Here is a 21,127-nt window from a genome sequence, read left to right on the forward strand (position 1 = left end):
TCGCATCCTTGAGCGGCCCTTCGCGCCATGACAACTACGCCCATTGGTTTCGGTGAAGAAATTGCCCCGCACATGGCGCGCGCGCTCGCGCTTGCGCGCCTGGCTATCGGCCTGTCGGAGCCGAATCCGCGAGTGGGCTGCGTCATCGTTTCAGCCGACGGATCGCAGCTGCTCGGCGAAGGCCACACACAGCAAGCCGGCGGGCCGCACGCCGAGGTGATGGCGCTGCGCGACGTCGCCCAGCGCGGCAACTCGGCGACGGGCGCAACCGCCTATGTGACGCTCGAGCCGTGTTCGCATCACGGCCGCACACCGCCGTGTTGCGATGCACTCGTGCAAGCCGGGGTCTCCCGCGTCATCGCGTCGATTGCAGACCCGAATCCGCTGGTCAGCGGCGCGGGTTTCGCCCGGCTGCGCGCTGCTGGCGTCCAGGTCGAAACAGGCGAAGGCGCGCAGGCGTCGCGTGAGCTGAACCTCGGTTTTTTCAGCCGCATGGTGCGCAGGACACCCTGGGTTCGACTGAAGATCGCCGCGTCGCTCGATGGACAAACAGCACTTGCGAACGGCGCGAGTCAATGGATCACCTCAGAGCCGGCGCGCGCCGATGGACATGCGTGGCGCGCGCGGGCGACCGCCGTGCTGACCGGCATCGGCACCGTGCTCGAAGACAACCCCCGCCTGGACGTGCGTCTGGCCGAGACAAAGCGGCAGCCAACGCTGGTGGTGGTCGACAGCCGGCTGCAGTTGCCGCCGGACGCGAAGCTGTTCATGCCCGGCCGCGCCTTGCTTGTCTATCACGCCACCCCCGATCGCGACGCACGGCACACCGCGCTCGAAGCCGCAGGCGCGCAGCTGGTCTGCCTGCCCGGACAAGGCGGCAAGGTTGACTTGGCCGCCATGCTGCAGGACCTCGCCCGGCGCGAGGTGAATGAGCTGCACGTCGAAGCCGGCCACCAGCTCAATGGCTCGCTCCTGCGCGAAGGGCTGGTCGATGAACTGCTCGCCTACCTGGCGCCCAAGCTGCTGGGACCAGGACGCCCGATGGCCGCATTCGGGCCGCTGGACGACCTGGGCGATGCCCTGGCCCTGACTTTCACGTCCGTCGAGCCGATCGGCGCTGACCTGCGCGTTGTCGCCCGCGTGACCGGCCGCGACCGGTTCTGAACCGCCGGTCGGTACGGCAGCGCCACCTGTCAGGGCGCAGGCGGTGGGTCTTGCGGGCGCGACCATACTGCGCCATATGCAAAAACAGCGCGGCTTCACCCTGATCGAGCTGCTGATCGTCCTGGCGATCACGGCGATCCTGATCATGCTCGCGGCTCCATCGTTCAAGACGATGATCCAGTCGAACGCGATTTCCAGTTCGGTGAATGGTTTCCAGGCAGACCTGCGATACGCCCGAAGCGAAGCGATTCGACTGGGCGGCAACGTCGTCATGTGCCGCAGCGATGCGCCAGACGCTTCTCCGCCCGTTTGCGGCGCTGGCGCTGGCCCCGGCAATAACGGATGGGTCAGCGGCTGGATCATCTTTCACGACCGCACCGACCCGATCGTCTCGCCCGCTGCTTACGACTCCGGCACCGACACCCTGCTGCGAGTGCAGGCAGCTTTGACGAGCCCCGGCTCCATCATTGACGACCCCGCCGGGACAGTGTTCAGGTTCACCGCGACCGGGCGTTTGCAGAGCGCTGCGGCCACTGCCAAGCTTACCTTCGGTGGAAGCGGATATGCATCTTCTGTCCAGCGCGTCGTTTGCGTGGGCGTAGGCGGACGCGCACGAATCGCCGGCGACGGCACCAAGTCCTGCGGAGCGGACAACGAATGAAAACCACCGCGCAACGCCAGGCCGGCGCCTCGCTCATCGAGGTGCTCGTCGCTGTCCTGATCCTCTCGTTCGGCATGCTCGCGCTCGGCGGAATGCTGGCGTATGCGGTGCAGTTGCCCCGCTTGTCCGCCTACCGCGCCGCCGCGGTGACGATTGCAGCAGCACACATCGAACGCATGCGGGCCAACACCGTCGGCTTCGCAAATGGCTCATACAACGAAACAATGAGTTTCCGCCAGCCGCTAGCGCCGTCCGCCTGCGCTTATCCGAATTGCACTCCGGACACCATGGCCACCGCAGACAGGTACGACACGAATCTTTTGTTGCGCCATGACCTGCCCGGCGAGGCCGGCTTGCGCATGGTCTGCAACGGCGGCGACTGCTCCACGCTCGAAGGCGATGTCTGGGTCATGTGGACAGAGCCGGCCACGCTCGCATCGCTCAGCGCCGCGAATTCCGACGAGTGTCCGCTTCCAGGTTCCGCCCCTGCCTTCGCGGCATTCATTGCACCCGCGCCGCGATGCCTGCACATCAAGTTCAAGCTATGAAACGCGATCCCAACTTCAATTCGCCGCGCGCACGCATGCAGGGCTTGTCCCTGATCGAGCTGATGGTGTCGCTCACCATCGGGCTGATCCTGATGGTGGCAGTGGTGTCGGGCTACCTTGGCACCGCCTCGGCCAGCCGCATGGCCGACGCGCAGGCCCGCATGAACGAGGATGCACAGGCAGCCCTGAACATCCTGACGCAGCACCTGCGAATGACCGGCAACAACCCCAAGCAACCGGATTACGCACCCGCCACCGACCGAAACCCCGTTTTCACCGGTGGCGGCGTCGACATCATTGGCTGCGACGGCACCTTCACCAACACGGCAGCAGCGGCCGACCTGGCAACGCTCACTTGCCCGGTCGTCTCGCCTGGCGCCACGCCCTCCGACTCGATCGCCGTGGCGTATGAGGCCGACGCGTTCAATACTGTCAAAGACGCTGCGGGTGTGCCGACGGATTGCCTGGGCCAGGCTATCCCTGCCACGACGATAGCGGCGGCCGTCAACCGCTATAACGCGGCGCTGCCAGCGCCGAAGCTCGAAGCCATCGACGTGACCTTCCGGCTGGCCGACAACCGTTTTTATGTGGCGAACCTGTCGGGCATTCCCAATCTCTATTGCAAGGGCAACGGCTCGGCGACCCCTCAGCCGCTCGTCGAGAACATCGAGAGCATGCAGATCAAGTACGGCCTGGACCAGGCCGCTGCGGCCACGAACGCGGTCGTTGGCTACCTCAGCGCGACAGACATGGCCACGACGCTCGCGGCCCTGACGCTCGACGCTCGTGCCAGGAAGGTGCTTTCTGTTCGCGTCTGTGTGATTGCGCGCAGCGAATCGCCCGTCAATCCCACTGCAGACCCCCTGTCGTACTGGGACTGCGAAGGCACGCTCACGACGTCGACAGACCAGTACCTTCGTCGTGCGTACATGACCACGGTGGTCCTGCGCAACCACGTCTCAGGCTCATGAGGCATCGCATGAACAGCATCACTTCCCAACGACGCTCCACACCACGCGGCAGCTCCACGCCGCGCGTCAAGCAGGACGGCGTCGTCCTGATCATCGCGCTCATCATGCTGGTGGTCGTGTCGATGCTTGCGACGCTGAGTATCCGCAATGCAACTTCCAGTGAGGCCGTGTCGGGCGCCGTCCGCACGACGCAACTGGCCAGCCAGTCCGCCGAGATTGCACTGCGCTATTGCGAGGACACGCTGTATGGCGTGCAGAAGGGCACTATCGCCGCCCCTGCCAACTGGGCGGCGGCGGTCCGTGCCTATGACGGCACGGTGCATTACAGCGACCCCAAGAACAATTGGGACAAAGTCACGGCCGAAGTTTTTGTCGTGCCACTTACCTCGGTCAACGGCGGTTCGGCGACGTTCAAGCGCGCCCCTGAATGCATGATCGAGAACATGCGAGTCGCGACAAGCACGCCTCCGTACAACTCGACCTCCACCACGTACATCATCACGGCTCGCGGTTTCGGCCCCGAAGTCTCCAATGACGCGACGCGCGGCCGTCCTGACGGCACAGAAGTCTGGCTGCAGTCGACAGTCGAATTGAATTAGGGAGCTTTTCATGTTCCAACGAACACTCAAACTGATCGCGGCAACGCTGGTCATGGCCGGCACGGCACTATCGCTCCATGCGCAGATGGCGCAAGACCCGCTGCTGTCGCGTACAGCCACCGTCCAGCCCAACATCGTCTTCATGTTCGACGATTCGGGTTCGATGAGTGCCACGGCTATTTACCAGTACGGCGGTGGCACGGGTTACCAGGGCCAGCGCGGCCCGAACAACGACTCGGAATGCACATCCGGCAGCGGGTGCGTCTGGATCCTGCCCCCCACCACGTTCCATGGCCGCTCTCCCGACGTGAACCTGATCTACTACGATCCGCGCGTTACCTATTCCAGGCGCATCAACGCCGACGGCACGTTCCAGGCGGCCGGCTCGACTTCCGGCATTTCGAGCTTCAACGTTTACTTCTACAAGCCTGCGTCCTTCAACACCTATTCCGTCTCGGGCGTGAACGTCGTGAACCGCGGCAGCAACTACCCGGTCGGCTCCAGCATCGTCGCGTCCTTCCCGGCGCCACCGGCAGGCGGCTCGCAAGCCACGGCGACGGTGCAGACGGCATCGACGCAGAATGTTGCATCGGTCACCGTCGATGCGGGCGGGCGCGACTACAACGCCGTGCCGACTGTCACTTTCGGTGCGCCACCAGCCGGTGGCATCCAGGCGACGGGCACGGTTCAAACCAGTTCATCGAGCAAGATTTCGACCATTGCCGTGACGGACGTCGGACGCGATTACGACCCGGCAACAACCGCTACGGTGTCCGCTCCTGGGGCAGGTGGCACGCAAGCGACCGTTACCCCTGTATTCGGGTCCACCAGGAAGGTAACTGGCGTTTCGTTCTCGGACATCGGATGGGGCTATCCCGCAGGTTTGACGGCCACGTTCGCCGCAGCACCGGCAAACGGCCTGCGTGCCACTGGCACGCCCGTCATCATTCCAACTCAGCGCATCCTGAGCGTTGCCTGCTGCGGCACAGGGGGTGCTGGCTATCCGGCCGGCGTGACGGTGACGTTTTCCCTTCCGCAAATCCCGGGTGGCGTGCGCGCGACCGCAACCCTGTCGAGAAACGGTTCCGGTCGCTTGACCGGTGTCACCATCACCAACAAGGGCTCAGGCTACACAAGCCCTCCCACGATGACGTTTTCGGGGGGCTCGGGTGCAACCGTCACCTTGACGATGCAAACGGGCAACAGCATCACCGGCATCAATATGACGGAGGAGGGGTACGGCTATACGGGCGTGCCCGCCTTGACGCTGTCCAGCTCGGCCACCGATGCCGCCGCGTACACAGTCGACACCGTCAACACCAATTCGATCACAGGCTTCAATATCACCAACGCAGGCGCGGGGTATTCGGGAACACCGGTCATCACGCTGAATGGCGTTGGCGCGGGAAACAGCGCGGCGTGGACCGTGACGCCAGGCGGCACCAACAGCATCAGCGGCATCACGATCACGAATCCTGGTGCGGGCTACACGAGTACGCCCAGCATCAACATCGGCAATGCGGGTAGCGGCACCGGGTTCGCTGGCACCGTGAACATGGGCACGACCAACCAGATCACCGGCATCACGGTCACCAGTGCCGGTGGCGGGTACGTCACGCAGCCTGCGCTCACGTTGTCGAACACCGGGTCTGGAGCGGGTGCGACCTACACGGTTACCTACACCTCGACACCCGTGTCACCCGCAAATATGCCCTGGAACGGCGCGGGCACGCCCACCACTGCGGCGAGCTACTTCACGCCGAGCTATACGCCCGACAGCGGCAGCCCGCTGGCCGCGAGCGCCACGCCAGGGGTGGTCTATCCGAACACTGCGTCATCCTCTACCGCGGACTATCCGCTGTTCAAGAATCGTACCGATTGCACGAGCACGGCAGGCGTCTGTACGTGGAGCGAAGAGCAGCAGAACTACGCGAACTGGAAGACTTATCACAGCAACCGGCTCGACCTGGCCAAGACCGGCATCGGCCTGGCGTTCCAGCCACTGAACCCGACGTTCCGCCTGGGCTGGGGCACCATCAACCGGCTCAACAGTACGAGCGCGCTCGACAAGGGCGTGCGCACGTTCTCGGGCACCGTGGTCAGCGACTTCATGACGTGGCTGTATGCGCGTACGCCAAACGGCGCCACGCCCAACCGCATTGCGCTCGACAAGGTGGGCCAGTACTACCAGCGCAAGGACACGAACGGCCCGTGGGCCGACTCGCCCAACGGCGACGGCGCCGTGAGCAGCGCAGGCACCGAATCGACACATGCCACTTGCCGCCGCTCGTACTCCATGCTGATGACGGACGGCTACTACAACGACACGTTCACCAGCCTGGGCGACGTCGATACCACCAACGGCCCGTCGATCACCTCGCCGACGTCGTACCAGTACATCCCGATCGGCCCGTACAGCGATACGAACAGCACCAAGGTGCAGAACTCGTTTGCCGACGTCGCCATGAAATACTGGGTGAACGACCTGCGCCCCGACCTGACCAACGCCGTCAAAGCCGTGCCGGGGGACGAAGCGTTCTGGCAGCACATGAACTTCTATGCGATCGGCCTGGGCCTGATCGGCACACTCGACGCGACCAACCCCGCCGTGCTCACGAGCCTGACCGGCAATGCCGGCACCACCCCGCCGCGCTCGCTCAACTGGCCCACCGCAGCGCCCGATGACCCGCGTTCGATCGACGACATGTGGCACGCCACTGTCAACGCCCGCGGAAAGATGCTGAACGCCAAGACGGCCTCGGAGCTGAACTCCGCCATCGCGCAGATGATGTCCGACATCGGCGGCAAGGAAGGCGTGCAGGCCGGTGTGGCCGTCTCGACCGCCACCCTGACCAAGGACACAAAGAAGTACACGCCGACGTACACGCCGATCACCTGGAACGGCAACGTCACGGCCTACAACCTTGACCCCACTACAGGCCAGCAGATCGGCACGGCGTGGCAGGTTGAAACACTGACGGCGATCGATCCGACGACCGGCAAGAAGACCTTCAGCTCAATCATCCCGCCCTTCGGCACGCGCAACATCGTCGTCGGCAATGGCGCCACGAGCGGCGCGCGCGCCGTTCCCTTCACGCTGGCATCACTCACCTCAGCCGGTTTGAACACCAAGATGACCGGCACGGTCAACTCGAACCTGATCGATTACCTGCGCGGCGACGCGACGAATGAGGACACCAGCGCCGCATCGGCCAGCGCTACGGCGATTTACAGGGAACGCCTGACGCGCCTGGGTGACATCGTGAACTCCACGCCGACGTTCGTGAAGGACAGCTTCGATGGCCATTACGAGAAGCTGCCTGTGGGCACAACGGGCCAGTCGACGTACCAGACGTTCGTGGCTCAGAAGAAGGCGCGTGGCGAAGGCGTGCTCTTCGTGGGCGCCAACGATGGCATGCTGCACGGCTTCCGCGACGGTACCTTCGACCCGCTGACGGGTGCTGTGGCCGACCCTGGCGGCATCGAAATCTTCGCGTACATCCCGTATGCCCTGTTGCCAACGATCAGCAATCTGGCCGACAAGGCGTATGTGCACCGCTACTACGTCGACGGGCCGACCGTCGAGGTCGACGCCTACCTGGCCGGTGCCGGCCGCTGGGCAAACCTGCTGGTTGGCTCGACAGGCGGCGGCGCAGGCGCTGCCAGTGCTGCAGGCGTGAGCCCGAAGGCTGCGGTCTTCGCAATCGACACGACCTCGTTGAACAGCTCGGTCTCGACGATGAGCTCTTCCAGTGTGCTGTGGGAAATCAGCTCCAACCTGGCCGCTTTCTCCGAACTGGGCTACATGCTCACCGATGTGCAGGTCGGCATGACGATGGGCGGCACCTGGGTTGGGATTTTCGGTAACGGCTACGAAAGCAAGTCGTGCCAGGCTCGCCTCTTTGTGGTGAATATCGAAACAGGCGCGCTCATCAAGGAAATCAATACGGGCTCAGGCAGTTGCGGCTCCGCATCGACCAAGAACGGCCTGGGCGGTGCGCGCATCGTGCTGGACGACAAAAAGCGCATCCTGGGCGTGTATGCCGGCGACCTGCTGGGCAACGTGTGGAAGTTCAACCTGAACAACGCATCGTCCGGCTCGTGGACCGTTGATCTCGCAGGCCAGCCGTTGTACAAGACCGGCTCGTCGCAACCCATCACGGCAGCGCCTTCGGTGTTCACATTGCCGCTGGTCGGCACGAGTGATCCGGCGACTGGCTACATGGTCGTGTTCGGTACCGGCAAGTTCTACGAGGTGGCCGACATCACCACGACGGCGACACAAACCATCTATGGCGTGTGGGATCCGGTGGCATTCGGTGCTGGCACGATTCCGCCAGGCACAGCTCTGACGTCGAACGCCCTGCTGGTCGGCCAGACGATTGGTTCGGCCCAGACAGGCGTCGACGGCAACACTTACTTCGGCGTCTCGAACAACACCGTTGACTATGTCGGCTCGACCACACCGTCTGTCGTCCCGCCGCGCCGCGGCTGGTACTTCGACCTGCCAAACTCCGGCCAGCGGCTCGTGTATCCGCTCGACACGCTGGTAGACCGCTTCGTCATCGCCGACACGATCTCGCCATCGAACGTTTCGCTCGACCCCTGCGCGAACGTGACAGGCGGCGCCGGCTTCGTGTACATCGTCGATGCACTCAACGGAGGCGGCCCGACTGGGGCGATCCTGGACACCAACGGCGATCAGGTCGTTGACGAAAACGATCTCGTGGTGAGCGGCTACTCAAGCAGCGCAGACGGCCGCAATAAGGTGGTGAACACCAAGTCGGAACGCGACTTCGTGATCCTGAGTAGCGACGTCGGTGGCAAGCAGCTGGAGTTCAAGTGCGAGATGATCGATCCGTCGAAATGTACGCCGCCCCCAGGCGCTGGCAACTTCAAGAGCCGCCAGTGGCGCCAGCTCTTCTTGCGGTAGGCTATGCACTTGATGTCAAGGAGCGATGCGCAATGAAACAACGAGTGCTGTCCAAAGGGTTCACGCTGATCGAAATAATGATCGTGGTCGCCATCATTGCGATCATTGCTGCCATCGCGCTGCCTTCGTACACGAGCTACGTAGCTCGTGCGCGCCGCGCCGACGCGAGGACCACCCTGCTCCAGGCAGCCCAGTTCATGCAGCGCTTTTACTCCGCCAACGACCAATACGACAAGACGCGCGACGGCACGAAAGACGCGATCGACGTCATTCCGGACAACCTCAAGCGTTCGCCGATCGATGGCACCCAGCTGTACACACTCTCATTCAGCGGCACGCCCACTGCCTCGACCTACGTCCTGCAAATGGTCCCTGTTGCCGGCTCCAGCATGGCGTCGGATGAGTGCGGCACGTACACCATCAACCAGGCAGGCGCGAAGACCGTGAGCGGCAGCAAGAGCGTGGCAGAGTGCTGGAAATAGCGCCTGCCTGACCGGTGGTGACCCCTTTGCGCGGGGCTCGCCCCTTTCCTGCGAAAATGCGGGGATATGTTCACCGGAATCATCACCGGCGTGGGGCGCATCGCCGCCGTGCACGCCTTGGGAAGCTCATTGCAGCACGGCAAGCGCCTCGACATCGAGGCGCCCGCTGGCTGGCTCGATGACACAGGCTTGGGTGACAGCATCGCCATCAACGGCGCCTGCATGACGGTCACCTCCTTCGACACCGCCTCCCACCGCTTCACCGTCGACATATCGGCCGAATCGCTCGACAAGACATCAGGCCTGGGCGAGCCCGGCCCCGTCAACCTCGAAAAAGCGCTGCGCGCCAACGACCGGCTCGGCGGGCACATCGTGTCCGGCCATGTGGACGGCATCGGCACCGTCACCCACTTCGAACAAGTCGGCGAAAGCTGGCAGTTGCGCGTGCTGGCACCACCCGGCATGGGCAAGTACCTTGCCTACAAGGGCTCCATCACGATCAATGGCGTCAGCCTCACCGTCAATACCGTGAGCGATTCGCCCGCCGGCACCGAGGCGAGCATCAACCTCATTCCCCATACGGTGCAAAACACTGCGCTCGGCCAGCTGCGTGCAGGCAGCACCGTCAACCTTGAAATCGACACCGTCGCGCGCTATGTCGAGCGCATGTTGTCGAGCGTTGGAGACTCCACTCAATGACAGCGCCCATCTCGCCTGTGCAGGACATCGTGGCCGACCTGCGCGCCGGGCGAATCGTCATCCTTGTTGACGAAGAAGACCGTGAGAACGAAGGCGACCTGGTGCTCGCCGCCGAGCACGTCACGCCCGAGGCCATCAACTTCATGGCGCGCTACGGCCGCGGGCTGATCTGCCTGACGCTCACGCGTGAGCGCTGCGAGCGGCTGAACCTGCCGCCCATGGTCGCGCGCAACGGCACAAAGATGGGCACGGCCTTTACCGTGTCGATCGAGGCGGCTGAAGGCGTGACGACGGGCATCTCCGCCGCCGATCGCGCGCGCACCGTGCAAGCCGCTGTCGCGCGCGATGCGCACGCGGGCCACCTGGTGCAGCCCGGGCACATCTTTCCGCTGCAGGCTGTCGATGGCGGTGTGCTCATGCGTGCGGGCCACACGGAAGCGGGTTGCGACCTGGCTGCGATGGCCGGGCTGGAGCCCGCCGCCGTGATCTGCGAAATCATGAAAGACGACGGCACGATGGCGCGCCTGCCCGACCTGCAGCAGTTTGCTGCCGAGCACGGCCTGAAGATCGGCACGATCGCCTCGCTGATCGAATACCGCAGCGCCAATGAATCGCTGGTGCAGAAAGTCGGCTCGCGCCCCCTGAAGACTGCCTATGGCGACTTCATCGCCCACGCCTGGAAAGACCAGCCCAGCCAGGGCCTGCACCTGGCGCTCGTCAAGGGCGAATGGGCTGCGCACGAGACCGTTCCGGTGCGTGTGCATGAACCACTCTCGCTGCTCGACGCGCTCGAAGTCAACCGCTCGATGCACTCGTGGAATCTCGACGCGAGCCTGCGTCACATCGCGGCCGAGGGCAAAGGCGTGGCTGTGTTCCTCAATTGCGGCGAAGACGCTGCACAACTCTTCGCTCAGTTCGAAGGCACTGCACGCTCAGCGCAGGCACCCGAGCGCGGTCGCATGGATTTGCGCACGTATGGCATTGGCGCGCAGATCCTGCGCGAGTGCGGCGTGCAACGAATGAACCTCATGGGCAATCCGCGCCGCATGCCCAGCATGACGGGCTACGGCCTGGAAATCGTGGGCTATGTCGCCCCCGACACACAACCAAGAAAGTAAAGAATGTTTGGCGCAGACAAAGGCAAAGCCGGGGAGCTTGACGGCAAGGGCCTGTACATCGGGATCGTGCAGGCACGCTTCAATGAAAGCATCACGAACGCGCTGCACGAGGCGTGCGTGGCCGAGCTGAAAGCGCTCGGCGTCGAAGAAGACCGCATCGATCACTTCACGGTGCCGGGCGCTCTTGAAATCCCGGTGGCGCTGCAAGCGCTCGCCGAGAAAGACCACTACGACGCGCTCATCGCGCTGGGCTGCGTGATTCGCGGCGAGACCTATCACTTCGAACTCGTTGCGAACGAGTCCGCTGCTGGCGTGACGCGCGTCGCGCTCGACTACCACCTGCCCGTCGCCAACGTGATCATCACGACCGAAAACCTCGAGCAGGCCGTTGCCCGCCAGAGCGACAAGGGCCGCGATGCGGCGCGCGTCGTCGTCGAGATGTGCAACCTGCTGGACGAAATCTGATGAGCACTGAAGAGAAATCGCCCAACGCCGCAGGCTCTGCCGCCACGGCAGCTGTCCAGCAACCGGGCCGCACCGCCACAGGCGCGCGCAAGGCATCGGCCAAGTCGTCGCGCAGCCGCGCTCGCGAGTTCGCGTTGCAAGGCCTCTACCAGCACCTGGTGGGCGGCAATGACGCGCAGGCGATCGACCTGTTCACGCGTGACCTGTCGGGCTTTCACAAGGCAGATTCGGTTCACTACGACGCGCTGCTGCACGGCTGCATCACGGAAGGCGCCGAGCTCGACGCACTGATCGTTCCCCTGCTCGACCGCAAGCTCGCCGAGATTTCACCGGTCGAGCATTCGATCATGTGGATAGGCGCTTACGAGTTCAAGCATGCACGCGACGTGCCGTGGCGCGTCGTGCTCAACGAATGCATCGAGCTCGCCAAGGAATTCGGTGGCACCGATGGCCACAAGTACGTCAACGCCGTGCTCAATGGGCTCGCCGCCACGATGCGGCCTGCCGAGGTGCAGGCCGACAAGGCTTCAGGCAAGGCACGGTGAGAGTCTCCAGCCTCATCGAGCGCATCGAGCCCTTCTACGTGATGGAAGTGGCCAAGGCCGCGTCGAAGCTTGCGCGCGAAGTCGCCCATACGAGCAAGCCGATGATCTTCCTGAACATCGGCGAGCCCGACTTCACGGCGCCGCCGCTCGTACAGGAAGCTGCGGCGCGCGCAGTGAGCCAGGGCCTCACGCAATACACACACGCCACCGGTCTCGATCAGCTACGCGAGCGCATCAGCCAGTGGTACAGGCAGCGCTTCAACGTCGATGTGCCCGCGCGCCGCATTGTCGTGACAGCGGGCGCATCGGCCGCGTTGCAGCTCGCGTGCCTGGCGCTCATCGAGCAGGGCGAGCAAATCCTCATGCCTGACCCGAGCTATCCGTGCAACTGCCACTTCGTCACGGTTGCCGGCGGCGAGCCGGTGCGCATTCCGTCCACTGCGGCAGAGCGCTTCCAGCTCACGGCAGAGAAGATCGAAGCGCATTGGGACCCCAAGACGCGCGGCGTGCTGCTCGCCTCGCCTTCCAACCCCACAGGCACGTCAATCCACCCCGGCGAGCTGCGCCGCATCCATGAGTTCGTCAAGAGCAAAGGCGGCATCACGCTGCTCGACGAGATCTACCTCGGCCTGTCTTACGACGACACATTCGGGCATTCGGCGCTTGCGATCGACGACCAGGTCATCAGCATCAACAGCTTCTCGAAGTACTTCAACATGACGGGCTGGCGCTTGGGCTGGATCGTCGCGCCTGACGATGTCGCGCTCGCCATCGAGAAGCTCGCGCAGAACCTGTACATCTGCCCCAGCACGATTGCGCAGCATGCGGCTGTGGCCTGCTTCGCGCCGGACAGCATTGCCGAGTACGAGCGCCGCCGCGCCGAGTTCAAGGCGCGGCGCGACTGGTTCATTCCGCAACTCAACGCCATGGGCCTGAAGGTGCCGGTGATGCCCGACGGCGCCTTCTACGCCTGGGCCGACTGCACCGAAGCCTGCCGCCGCCTGGGCGTCAAAGACAGCTGGGATCTAACGTTCGAGCTGATGAAGCGCGCGCATGTGGCAGTGACACCGGGGCGCGATTTCGGCGTCGCGGAAACGGGCCACTTCATCCGCTTTTCCACAGCCAGCTCGATGGAGCACCTGCAGGAAGCGGTGGCGCGCCTGCGGCAGGTGCTGGCCTGAACCATACGATGTTCGAATTCCCGATCCGCGTTTACTGGGAAGACACCGACGCGGGCGGCATCGTCTTCTATGCCAACTACCTGAAGTTCTTCGAGCGCGCGCGCACTGAATGGCTGCGCTCGCTGGGCGTCGAGCAGGGCAAGCTGCGCGAGGCGACCGGCGGCATGTTCGTGGTGGGCGAGACGGCGGTGAAGTTCCACCGCCCTGCCCGGCTGGACGACGAACTTCTTGTTACGGCCTCGGTCGAAGAAACAGGCCGTGCGTCTTTGATAATCGCGCAACAGGCTTTGCTCAAGCACAGCAGGCAACTCCTTTGCGAGGGCACCATCCGGATTGGCTGGGTAGAAGCCGCCACCGTCCGGCCCTCGCGAATTCCTCACACCATTCTGGAAGCACTACAAACACGATGAATCAGGAACTGTCGATCCTGCAGCTGGTCCTGCATGCCAGTTGGGTGGTGCAGCTGGTGATGCTGCTGCTGGTCGGCATCTCGATCGCCAGCTGGGCCGCGATTTTTCGCAAGCTCGTCACGCTGCGCCGCGTGAAGACGCTCAACGATGACTTCGAACGCGAGTTCTGGTCGGGCACGAGCTTGAATGACCTGCTCGCAGCCGCAGCGCAGAACGCGAAACACTCCGGCCCGATGGAACGCATTTTTGCCAGCGGCATGCGCGAATACCAGAAGCTGCGCGAGCGCCGCATTGTCGATGCCGGCACGCTGCTCGACGGCGCGCGGCGTGCCATGCGCGCGAGCTACCAGCGCGAGCTCGATGCCATCGAAACACACCTTTCCTTCCTCGCATCGGTTGGCTCCGTGTCGCCGTATGTGGGCCTCTTCGGCACGGTGTGGGGCATCATGCACGCCTTCATCGGGCTGGGCGCGCTGCAGACAGTCACGCTTGCCACCGTTGCGCCCGGCATTGCGGAAGCGCTGGTCGCGACAGCCATCGGCCTCTTCGCAGCGATCCCGGCCGTCGTGGCCTACAACCGTTTCGCGCGCGACATTGACCGCGTCGCGATCAAGCTGGAGACCTTCATTGAAGAGTTCTCCAACATCCTGCAGCGCAACCTGGGGGCCCAGTCGGCCTCCGGCCACTGAAGCCCGCACGCGATGCCCTCCATGGTCTCCCGCGGTCGCGGCCGCCGCACGATCAACGAGATCAACATGGTCCCGTTCATCGACGTGATGCTCGTGCTGCTGATCATCTTCATGGTCACGGCGCCGCTCATCACGCCCAGCATGATCGACCTGCCAAGCATGGGCAAAGCCGCGAAGCAGCCCGACCAGGTGATCCAGATCGTCATCGGCAAGGACGAGCAGCTCGAAGTGAAGGTCGCGGAAAAATCAACGAAGGTCTCGCTGGCCCAGATTGCCGCGCAGGTCACGCAACTGCAGCGCGGGCAGACACCCGGTTCGAGCGCCGTGGTGATCAGCGCTGACCGCAACGTGCGCTACGAAAACGTGGTGAAGGTGATGGACACCCTGCAGCGCGCGGGCGTGCAGCGCGTGGGCCTGTCGGTGCAACTCGCGAAGTAACGACAACGATGGCGATGGACACACACGCCGAGCGTCTTGAATTTGCGCCACCGCAAGAGCCTGCGGCTATTCGCGCCTTTGTGGTGGCCGTTGCCGTTCACCTGCTGCTGGCTGCGGCGTTGACGTGGGGCATCAACTGGAAGAAAGACGTCGAGAACGTCACGGCTGAGGCTGAGTTGTGGACGGCGATGCCCAGTGCGGCAGCGCCTGCGCCGCTCGTTGTCACACCCCCCGCCGTTGCGCCGCTGGTGCCAGAGCAGCCACCTGCGCCCGAGCTGAAAGTCGAGGCACCACCACTGCCGCCGCCGGTCGTTGCCGAGCCTGACATCGCCCTGGAGCGCGAGAAGCGCAAGCAGGAACTCGCCCGGCAGCGTGCGGAAGAGATCGAGCAGCAAAAGAAGCTCGAGGCGAAGCAGCGGCGCGAAGAGCTGGAGCGCGAGAAGAAAGAGCTGCTCGCGCAGGAGAAGGCGGCTGCCAAGAAGGCTGCGGAGAAGGCCGCAGAGAAAGCGTCGCAAGACAAGCACCGCAAGGAAGAACTCGCGAAAGCGCAGGCGAGCGAGAAGACAGCAGCGGCGCTGCGCAAAGATCAACTCGATCGCATGCGCAAGCTGGCAGGTGCCGACCCGAACGCAACGGGTGATTCAAGTCCCACACCTTCGGCAGGCAAAGGCAAGGGCAGTTCGGCAGGCGCCCCGTCAGCCGCTTATGCCGCCCGAATCGCCGCGCGCATACGCCCGTACATTCGCCATCCGCAGGAAGTGCCGGGCAATCCGCCCGTCGAGATCGAAGTCAGGACGTCGCCTGACGGCACCATCGTTGGCCAACGCGTGACGAAGTCGAGCGGCAATGAGGCGTGGGACGAATCGGCCATTCGCGCCGTGATTTCCGCGACGACGCTGCCGCGCAATGAAGAGGGGCGTGTGATCTCGCCCATCACGGTGATCTTGCGGCAGCGGGATCAGTAGCGCCTTTTTCAGGGCGCTCGTCGCGTACAACTGCAAGTCACTCGTAAACGATAGAAACTTGCCCCTGCCCCGCCTGCGCCATCCAGCTCGCCAGCGCCGCGTCGCTCGGGAAAAACTTCGCCTCATCGCCCAGCTGCAATTCAGCCGTCGCAGCGTCGCGCTTCAAGGCCAGCCGCACATTCAGGCCGCGCAAAAACTCACCCTGCTCCGACTGCACGCGATGCGGCGGGAACTCCTTGACCAGCCGCTTCACGTCAGGCGCCTTGCCGTTGACCGACACCCGCAGGAACTTGCCAAAGCGGCAACGCGCCGTCGCCAGGTCCCACACCTGGCTCACGTTCAAGCGATAGCCGCCGTTGAACCGATCAGGCTGCATCTTGGCCATCACCACCACAAACTCGTCATCCTTGAGCAGGTTGCGCGCGGCGTTGATCACGGCCTCATCAGCAGTCGCCTCCAGCGTGCCCGACTTGTCGTCGAGCTTGAAGATGGCGAGCTTGCCGCGCTGGCCATTGATCACACGCATGTCGTTCACGATGCCGGCCAGCAGCTGCGGCTCGCGCGAGTCGATCAGGTCGTCGATGCGGCGCTTGACGAAGCGGCGCACCTCCAGCTCCACCTCGTCGAACAAGTGGCCCGACAGGTAAAAACCAATCGCCGTCTTCTCCAGCGTGAGCCGCTCTTTCACGCCCCACGGCATGGCCTCGACCAGCGGCGGCTCTTGCGTGCTGGCCGCGTGCGAGTCGCCCGAGTCGAACAGCCCGCCCTGGTTCGCATTGGCCTGCGTCGCGTTCGCGAAATCGAATGCCCTGTCGAGTGACGCCGACAGCGAAGCGCGATTGAGCTGCAGCGAATCGAATGCGCCCGCCTTGATCAACGCTTCGACCGTGCGCTTGTTAATGCGCGTGCGGTCCACGCGAACGCAAAAATCGTAGAGGCTCTTGAAGGGCCCGCCCTCTTCCCGCGCCGCCACGATCGCATCAATCGCGAGGTGCCCCGTGCCCTTCACCGCACCCAGCCCGTAGCGAATCACCTTGTCGGAGATCGGCTCGAAGCGGTACACGCCGCGGTTCACATCTGGCGGCTCGAACGTCATGCCGAAGTTCTTGATGGCGTCTTCGAACAAGGCCTTGAGCTTGTCCGTGTCGTCCATTTCCACCGTCATGTTCGCGCAGAAGAACTCGGCCGTGTAATGAACCTTCAGCCAGCCCGTGTGATACGCGAGCAGCGAATAAGCAGCGGCGTGCGACTTGTTGAAGCCGTAGCCCGCAAACTTCTCCATCAAGTCGAAAATCTCGTCGGCCTTGGCTTCGCCGATGTTCTGCTTGGCCGCGCCATTGCGGAAGATCTGCCGGTGCTCGGCCATCTCTTCGGCCTTCTTCTTGCCCATCGCGCGGCGCAGCAAGTCCGCGCCGCCGAGCGAGTAGCCGCCCAGGATCTGCGCGGCCTGCATCACCTGCTCCTGGTACACCATGATCCCGTAGGTTTCCGAGAGCACGGGCTCGAGCAGCGGGTGCGGATACAGCACATCCTCGCGCCCATTTTTGCGTGCGCAAAAACTCGGGATGTTCTCCATCGGGCCGGGCCGGAACATGGCGTTCAGCGCAATCAGGTCTTCCAGCCGCGAAGGCTTCGCGTCTTTGAGCATGCCCTGCATGCCGCGCGATTCAAACTGGAACACTGATTCGGTCTTGCCATCCGCAAACAGCCGGTAGGTATGCGGATCGTCGAGCTTCACGGCTTCGAACGTGAAGCCCTCTTGCCCCGCATGCCGCGCACGGATCATGTCCTTGGCGATCTCCAGAATCGTGAGCGTAGCCAGACCCAAGAAGTCGAACTTCACGAGGCCTGCGGCCTCCACGTCGTCCTTGTCGTACTGACTCACCGCCGACTCACTGCCCGGCTGCTGGTACAGCGGCGTGAAGTCCGTGAGCTTGCCCGGCGCGATCAACACACCGCCCGCATGCATGCCGACGTTGCGCGTCATGCCTTCCAGTTTTTGCGCGAGCGCCAGCAGCGTCTTGACGTCGTCTTCCTTCTCCAGCCGCTCGGCAAGCACGGGCTCCTGCGCGATGGCTTGCGCGATCGTGATGTGCGTGCCGGGCTTGTTCGGGATCAGCTTGCTGATGCCATCGCAGAACGTGTAGCTCATGTCGAGCACGCGGCCCACGTCGCGAATGGCAGCGCGTGCGGCCATCGTGCCGAAGGTAGCGATCTGGCTCACTGCCTCCTTGCCGTACTTGTCCTTCACGTAGTCGATCACGCGGTCACGATTGCCCTGGCAGAAGTCAATGTCGAAGTCAGGCATCGACACGCGCTCCGGATTCAGGAAGCGCTCGAACAGCAATTCGTATTGCAGCGGATCAAGGTCTGTGATCTTCAGCGCATACGCGACAAGCGAGCCCGCACCCGAACCGCGGCCCGGCCCCACCGGGCAGCCGTTGTTCTTGGCCCAGTTGATGAAGTCGCCCACGATCAGGAAGTAGCCCGGAAACCCCATCTTCACGATGGTGTTGATCTCGAACTCCAGCCGCGCCACATAGCGCGGCATTTCTTTCTCTCGCGCTGCCGCGTCGGGGTAAATGACCTCCATGCGCTCGACGAGACCCTCATGCGAGAGCTGCTTGAAGTAATCGTCGATAGGTATGCCGCCGGGCGTGGGGTAATCGGGCAGGCGCGGCTTGCCGAGTTCGAGCACCAGGTTGCAACGCTTGGCGATCTCAGCGGTGTTGGCAAGCGCAGAAGGCACGTCCGCGAACAGCGCCTCCATTTCCTTGCTCGACTTGAAATACTGCTCGCGCGTGAACTTGCGAACGCGCCGCTGGTTGCCCAGGATCTCGCCTTCGGAGATGCACACGCGCGCCTCGTGCGCTTCGTAGTCGTCCGCTTCGGTGAACTGAACCGGGTGCGTCGCGACCACCGGCAAATTCAAGCTGGCAGCCAGTTGCACGGCTGCGACCACATGCGCTTCATCATCCGTGCGGCCGGCACGCTGCAGCTCGATGTAGAAGCGGTGCGGGAAGATCGACGCCAGCTGCAGCGCCACTTCGCGCGCGCGGTCAGCGTCGCCTTGCACCAGCGCCTGGCCCACCGGCCCCGCCTGCGCGCCCGCCAGCACGACAAGGCCTTCGTTGAGCTCACGCAGCCACTCCAGTTTGCAGATGGCCTGCGCCTTCACCACGTTGCGCGTCCATGCGCGCGCGAGCAACTCACACAAATTGAGATAGCCCTGCCGGCTTTGCACCAGCACGACGATGCGCGAGACCACCAGCGGGTCTTTGCCAAGCCCCTGCACCATGACTTCGGCGCCGATGAGCGGCTTGACGCCCGCACTGCGCGCGGCCTTGTAGAACTTGATGGCGCCGAACAGGTTGCTCAGGTCGGTGATCGCCAGGGCCGGCTGCTTGTCGCGCGCTGCCGCTGCAACGATCTCGTCGATCCGGTTGGTGCCGTCGACGACGGAGAATTCGGTGTGCAGGCGCAGGTGGACAAACATCGCCTCATTTTACGGTCGCGACTGTCACGCAGACCGTGCATCTCATGCCATCGCGATTCGCCTGCCGCCAGCCAGGCCGCTCGCGACTTCATCGAGCTGGCGCCACACATCAGCGAACGTATTGCCCTCAAGCCCTCGCAGGCGAAACACGATGCGCAAATCAAAATCTGTCAGCGCTGCAGGCAACTCGGATTGCCTGGACGACCTGCTGAGAATCAGCGTTGCCAGCTCAACCAGCTCCTCCTTCTCGCGGGGGCGCACGCTGATGGCACCGAAGCGCGTCTTGCTGAGCCGGCCGATCATCCACTCCTGCCCCAGTCGTTCCTGCAACGTTGCTGCAAATCGCACAAGCGCGCGTTCGGTCAGCACGTGGCCGTACTCTGCGCCAGTGCGGTCCAGCCCCGGCAGCAGGAACAGCATGACGGCGGGATGCCCCTGCCCCGCCGCCTCGCTCAACAGCGCCTGTGAGTAGCTTTGCTCCAGTCCGGCGTAAGACAGCATGGCTGTGAGTGGATCGCGATCTGCCCTGATCGCAGCACGGCTCATCACATCGCGCCCGTAGCGCGCGCGCAGGAACTGGGTATGCCGCATCAGCAGCGCGGCTGCGAACAACATCAACGCACTGGTCGCCGCCGACCAGTCCAGTCCGGCATAGAGAGGCAAGCGCAGCCACCCCAGCACGGCCGCGCACACAATGGTGATGACCGAGGCGGTCATCCACACCGCATAGCGAGCACCGTTGCGATAGCTCGCGATGCACATCCCCAGCGCCAGCGCGGCTGCCACACCAGAGGCTGCGATGACGCCGACGCCGCGCCAGTTGCCAGGCAGCAGCGTCGCCTGGACAGTTGCATACGTCAGGGCCAGCGCGGCAGTCACCGGGCCGGCCAGCTGCAGCAATTGCGTTGCCTCCAGGCGATCGAGCAACTCGCCCACCGTCCATACCGTCAGGCCCGCGAGCACGATGACGCAGAAGGCCTTGCTTTTGTCGGTGAGCTCGGGCCAGTCCGGCAGGAGCCAGATGGGTGCATAGCCATTGGCGCAGACGACCGTGAGCATCACCCAGACTGAGAACAGCAGCAGCAACCAGCCCGGCCGCACGCGCAAGGACGCTGCCGAAAGCAGGCAGACCACGCACGTCATCAGGCCCATGCCCGTGACGAATCCGGTGAGGTTCGCCTGGCGCAGGCGCCCTTCCTGGAAGTCCTTCTCGGTCTTGAGCAAAACCGGCACACGAATCGTGCCGTTGTTACGCAAGACGATGATCACATCGATATCGCGATCATCGACAGCAATACCGAATGCCGGAAACTGGCCGTAGAAAGGCCACTTCGCAAGCGGCACGGTATCGCCCGCTTCCGCACTGCTCCATGCTCCGCCAGAAGGACGCGTCCAGAGCTGGACGTGATCAACGCGACTGGTAGGCACCTGCACGAAGAAGATCGACTTGCTGCGCCCGGCGCTCAGTGTCGCGCGGCCAATGACTGACATGTCCGGCTCGACCTCAATTGCTTCCTGCGCCTGCGGGCCCGGTGGCTTCACCGCGGTCGCCCCCCACAGCTGGTCGGGATTGATGGCAGCGCTGGCGGGCAACGCATGCAGACTCAGGGCTGCCGCCAGATTCAACTCGCGAGTTGCCTCCGACAAAGCAACGACGGGCATACTGGATTGAGCCAGGGCTTCAGGCACCATACCCAGAGCCGAGACCACGCCGATGAGGAACACGATAATGGAGCGAAAGGCCACTGCGGCTCCTGGTGAAT

18 protein-coding genes are annotated in these 21,127 nt (G+C 63.8%); 16 read left to right on the forward strand and 2 right to left on the reverse strand.

The features are described 5' to 3' along the window. Positions 1-27 precede the first annotated feature (27 nt). The 16 genes from ribD (at position 28) to tolA (ending at position 15,868) form a co-directional block, all read left to right on the forward strand. The gene (gene ribD, locus GHT07_RS08885) at positions 28-1,164 is read left to right on the forward strand and encodes a bifunctional diaminohydroxyphosphoribosylaminopyrimidine deaminase/5-amino-6-(5-phosphoribosylamino)uracil reductase RibD (RefSeq protein WP_194792886.1); all 1,137 of its coding nucleotides are present in this window, start codon (positions 28-30) and stop codon (positions 1,162-1,164) included. Between the two features lie 76 nt (positions 1,165-1,240). Then, complete coding sequence (locus GHT07_RS08890) at positions 1,241-1,825, forward strand: GspH/FimT family pseudopilin (RefSeq protein WP_153584728.1); 585 nt, start codon at positions 1,241-1,243, stop codon at positions 1,823-1,825. Continuing rightward, complete coding sequence (pilV, locus tag GHT07_RS08895) at positions 1,822-2,373, forward strand: type IV pilus modification protein PilV (RefSeq protein WP_153584729.1); 552 nt, start codon at positions 1,822-1,824, stop codon at positions 2,371-2,373. The genes GHT07_RS08890 and pilV overlap by 4 nt, the downstream gene beginning before the upstream one ends. Continuing rightward, the gene (locus tag GHT07_RS08900) at positions 2,370-3,344 is read left to right on the forward strand and encodes a PilW family protein (RefSeq protein WP_153584730.1); all 975 of its coding nucleotides are present in this window, start codon (positions 2,370-2,372) and stop codon (positions 3,342-3,344) included. Before pilV ends, GHT07_RS08900 begins: the two co-directional genes overlap by 4 nt. Positions 3,345-3,352: 8 nt before the next feature. Beyond that, positions 3,353-3,943, forward strand: coding sequence for a pilus assembly PilX family protein (locus GHT07_RS08905; RefSeq protein ID WP_153584731.1), 591 nt, complete (start codon positions 3,353-3,355; stop codon positions 3,941-3,943). A gap of 10 nt (positions 3,944-3,953) precedes the next feature. Then, positions 3,954-8,876 (forward strand): PilC/PilY family type IV pilus protein, encoded by a 4,923-nt coding sequence (locus tag GHT07_RS08910; RefSeq protein WP_153584732.1) that lies wholly within the window; start codon positions 3,954-3,956, stop codon positions 8,874-8,876. A 32-nt stretch (positions 8,877-8,908) separates the two neighbouring features. After that, positions 8,909-9,358 carry a type IV pilin protein gene (locus GHT07_RS08915; RefSeq protein ID WP_153584733.1) on the forward strand — a complete coding sequence of 150 codons (450 nt, stop codon included), beginning with the start codon at positions 8,909-8,911 and terminating at the stop codon, positions 9,356-9,358. Positions 9,359-9,424: 66 nt separating this feature from the next. Beyond that, a complete protein-coding gene (locus GHT07_RS08920) occupies positions 9,425-10,057 on the forward strand; it encodes a riboflavin synthase (RefSeq protein ID WP_153584734.1) in 633 nt (210 codons plus the stop codon). Next, the gene (gene ribBA, locus GHT07_RS08925; RefSeq protein ID WP_153584735.1) at positions 10,054-11,175 is read left to right on the forward strand and encodes a bifunctional 3,4-dihydroxy-2-butanone-4-phosphate synthase/GTP cyclohydrolase II; all 1,122 of its coding nucleotides are present in this window, start codon (positions 10,054-10,056) and stop codon (positions 11,173-11,175) included. The genes GHT07_RS08920 and ribBA overlap by 4 nt, the downstream gene beginning before the upstream one ends. A 3-nt stretch (positions 11,176-11,178) precedes the next feature. Continuing rightward, positions 11,179-11,640 carry a 6,7-dimethyl-8-ribityllumazine synthase gene (ribH, locus tag GHT07_RS08930; protein ID WP_153584736.1) on the forward strand — a complete coding sequence of 154 codons (462 nt, stop codon included), beginning with the start codon at positions 11,179-11,181 and terminating at the stop codon, positions 11,638-11,640. After that, entirely contained in the window at positions 11,640-12,185 is a 546-nt protein-coding gene (nusB, locus tag GHT07_RS08935) for a transcription antitermination factor NusB (RefSeq protein WP_228488257.1), read from the forward strand. The genes ribH and nusB overlap by 1 nt, the downstream gene beginning before the upstream one ends. A 41-nt stretch (positions 12,186-12,226) precedes the next feature. Then, positions 12,227-13,366, forward strand: a complete 1,140-nt coding sequence (locus tag GHT07_RS08940; protein ID WP_228488267.1) for a pyridoxal phosphate-dependent aminotransferase — start codon at positions 12,227-12,229, stop codon at positions 13,364-13,366. 8 nt (positions 13,367-13,374) lie between these two features. Then, positions 13,375-13,776, forward strand: coding sequence for a tol-pal system-associated acyl-CoA thioesterase (ybgC, locus tag GHT07_RS08945; RefSeq protein WP_153584738.1), 402 nt, complete (start codon positions 13,375-13,377; stop codon positions 13,774-13,776). Then, the gene (tolQ, locus tag GHT07_RS08950) at positions 13,773-14,465 is read left to right on the forward strand and encodes a protein TolQ (protein ID WP_153584739.1); all 693 of its coding nucleotides are present in this window, start codon (positions 13,773-13,775) and stop codon (positions 14,463-14,465) included. Before ybgC ends, tolQ begins: the two co-directional genes overlap by 4 nt. Positions 14,466-14,477: 12 nt before the next feature. After that, positions 14,478-14,903 (forward strand): biopolymer transporter ExbD, encoded by a 426-nt coding sequence (locus tag GHT07_RS08955; RefSeq protein ID WP_153584740.1) that lies wholly within the window; start codon positions 14,478-14,480, stop codon positions 14,901-14,903. Between the two features lie 14 nt (positions 14,904-14,917). Then, complete coding sequence (gene tolA, locus GHT07_RS08960; RefSeq protein ID WP_153584741.1) at positions 14,918-15,868, forward strand: cell envelope integrity protein TolA; 951 nt, start codon at positions 14,918-14,920, stop codon at positions 15,866-15,868. A gap of 37 nt (positions 15,869-15,905) precedes the next feature. On the opposite strand, the gene dnaE is transcribed toward tolA, so the two are convergent. Then, positions 15,906-19,364, reverse strand: coding sequence for a DNA polymerase III subunit alpha (gene dnaE, locus GHT07_RS08965; RefSeq protein ID WP_153584742.1), 3,459 nt, complete (start codon positions 19,362-19,364; stop codon positions 15,906-15,908). Between the two features lie 42 nt (positions 19,365-19,406). Beyond that, complete coding sequence (locus GHT07_RS08970) at positions 19,407-21,110, reverse strand: 7TM diverse intracellular signaling domain-containing protein (RefSeq protein WP_194792887.1); 1,704 nt, start codon at positions 21,108-21,110, stop codon at positions 19,407-19,409. Between the last annotated feature and the right edge of the window lie 17 nt (positions 21,111-21,127).

This window comes from Caenimonas koreensis DSM 17982 (assembly GCF_009646335.1).
Lineage (GTDB): Bacteria > Pseudomonadota > Gammaproteobacteria > Burkholderiales > Burkholderiaceae_C > Ramlibacter > Ramlibacter koreensis.

What these genes read in the sequence shown, in the direction of transcription:
- ribD (WP_194792886.1), top strand. Translation starts at nt 28, where the DNA reads ATGACAACTACGCCCATTGGTTTCGGTGAAGAAATTGCCCCGCACATG.
- GHT07_RS08890 (WP_153584728.1), top strand. Translation starts at nt 1,241, where the DNA reads ATGCAAAAACAGCGCGGCTTCACCCTGATCGAGCTGCTGATCGTCCTG.
- pilV (WP_153584729.1), top strand. Translation starts at nt 1,822, where the DNA reads ATGAAAACCACCGCGCAACGCCAGGCCGGCGCCTCGCTCATCGAGGTG.
- GHT07_RS08900 (WP_153584730.1), top strand. Translation starts at nt 2,370, where the DNA reads ATGAAACGCGATCCCAACTTCAATTCGCCGCGCGCACGCATGCAGGGC.
- GHT07_RS08905 (WP_153584731.1), top strand. Translation starts at nt 3,353, where the DNA reads ATGAACAGCATCACTTCCCAACGACGCTCCACACCACGCGGCAGCTCC.
- GHT07_RS08910 (WP_153584732.1), top strand. Translation starts at nt 3,954, where the DNA reads ATGTTCCAACGAACACTCAAACTGATCGCGGCAACGCTGGTCATGGCC.
- GHT07_RS08915 (WP_153584733.1), top strand. Translation starts at nt 8,909, where the DNA reads ATGAAACAACGAGTGCTGTCCAAAGGGTTCACGCTGATCGAAATAATG.
- GHT07_RS08920 (WP_153584734.1), top strand. Translation starts at nt 9,425, where the DNA reads ATGTTCACCGGAATCATCACCGGCGTGGGGCGCATCGCCGCCGTGCAC.
- ribBA (WP_153584735.1), top strand. Translation starts at nt 10,054, where the DNA reads ATGACAGCGCCCATCTCGCCTGTGCAGGACATCGTGGCCGACCTGCGC.
- ribH (WP_153584736.1), top strand. Translation starts at nt 11,179, where the DNA reads ATGTTTGGCGCAGACAAAGGCAAAGCCGGGGAGCTTGACGGCAAGGGC.
- nusB (WP_228488257.1), top strand. Translation starts at nt 11,640, where the DNA reads ATGAGCACTGAAGAGAAATCGCCCAACGCCGCAGGCTCTGCCGCCACG.
- GHT07_RS08940 (WP_228488267.1), top strand. Translation starts at nt 12,227, where the DNA reads ATGGAAGTGGCCAAGGCCGCGTCGAAGCTTGCGCGCGAAGTCGCCCAT.
- ybgC (WP_153584738.1), top strand. Translation starts at nt 13,375, where the DNA reads ATGTTCGAATTCCCGATCCGCGTTTACTGGGAAGACACCGACGCGGGC.
- tolQ (WP_153584739.1), top strand. Translation starts at nt 13,773, where the DNA reads ATGAATCAGGAACTGTCGATCCTGCAGCTGGTCCTGCATGCCAGTTGG.
- GHT07_RS08955 (WP_153584740.1), top strand. Translation starts at nt 14,478, where the DNA reads ATGCCCTCCATGGTCTCCCGCGGTCGCGGCCGCCGCACGATCAACGAG.
- tolA (WP_153584741.1), top strand. Translation starts at nt 14,918, where the DNA reads ATGGACACACACGCCGAGCGTCTTGAATTTGCGCCACCGCAAGAGCCT.
- dnaE (WP_153584742.1), bottom strand. Translation starts at nt 19,364, where the DNA reads ATGTTTGTCCACCTGCGCCTGCACACCGAATTCTCCGTCGTCGACGGC.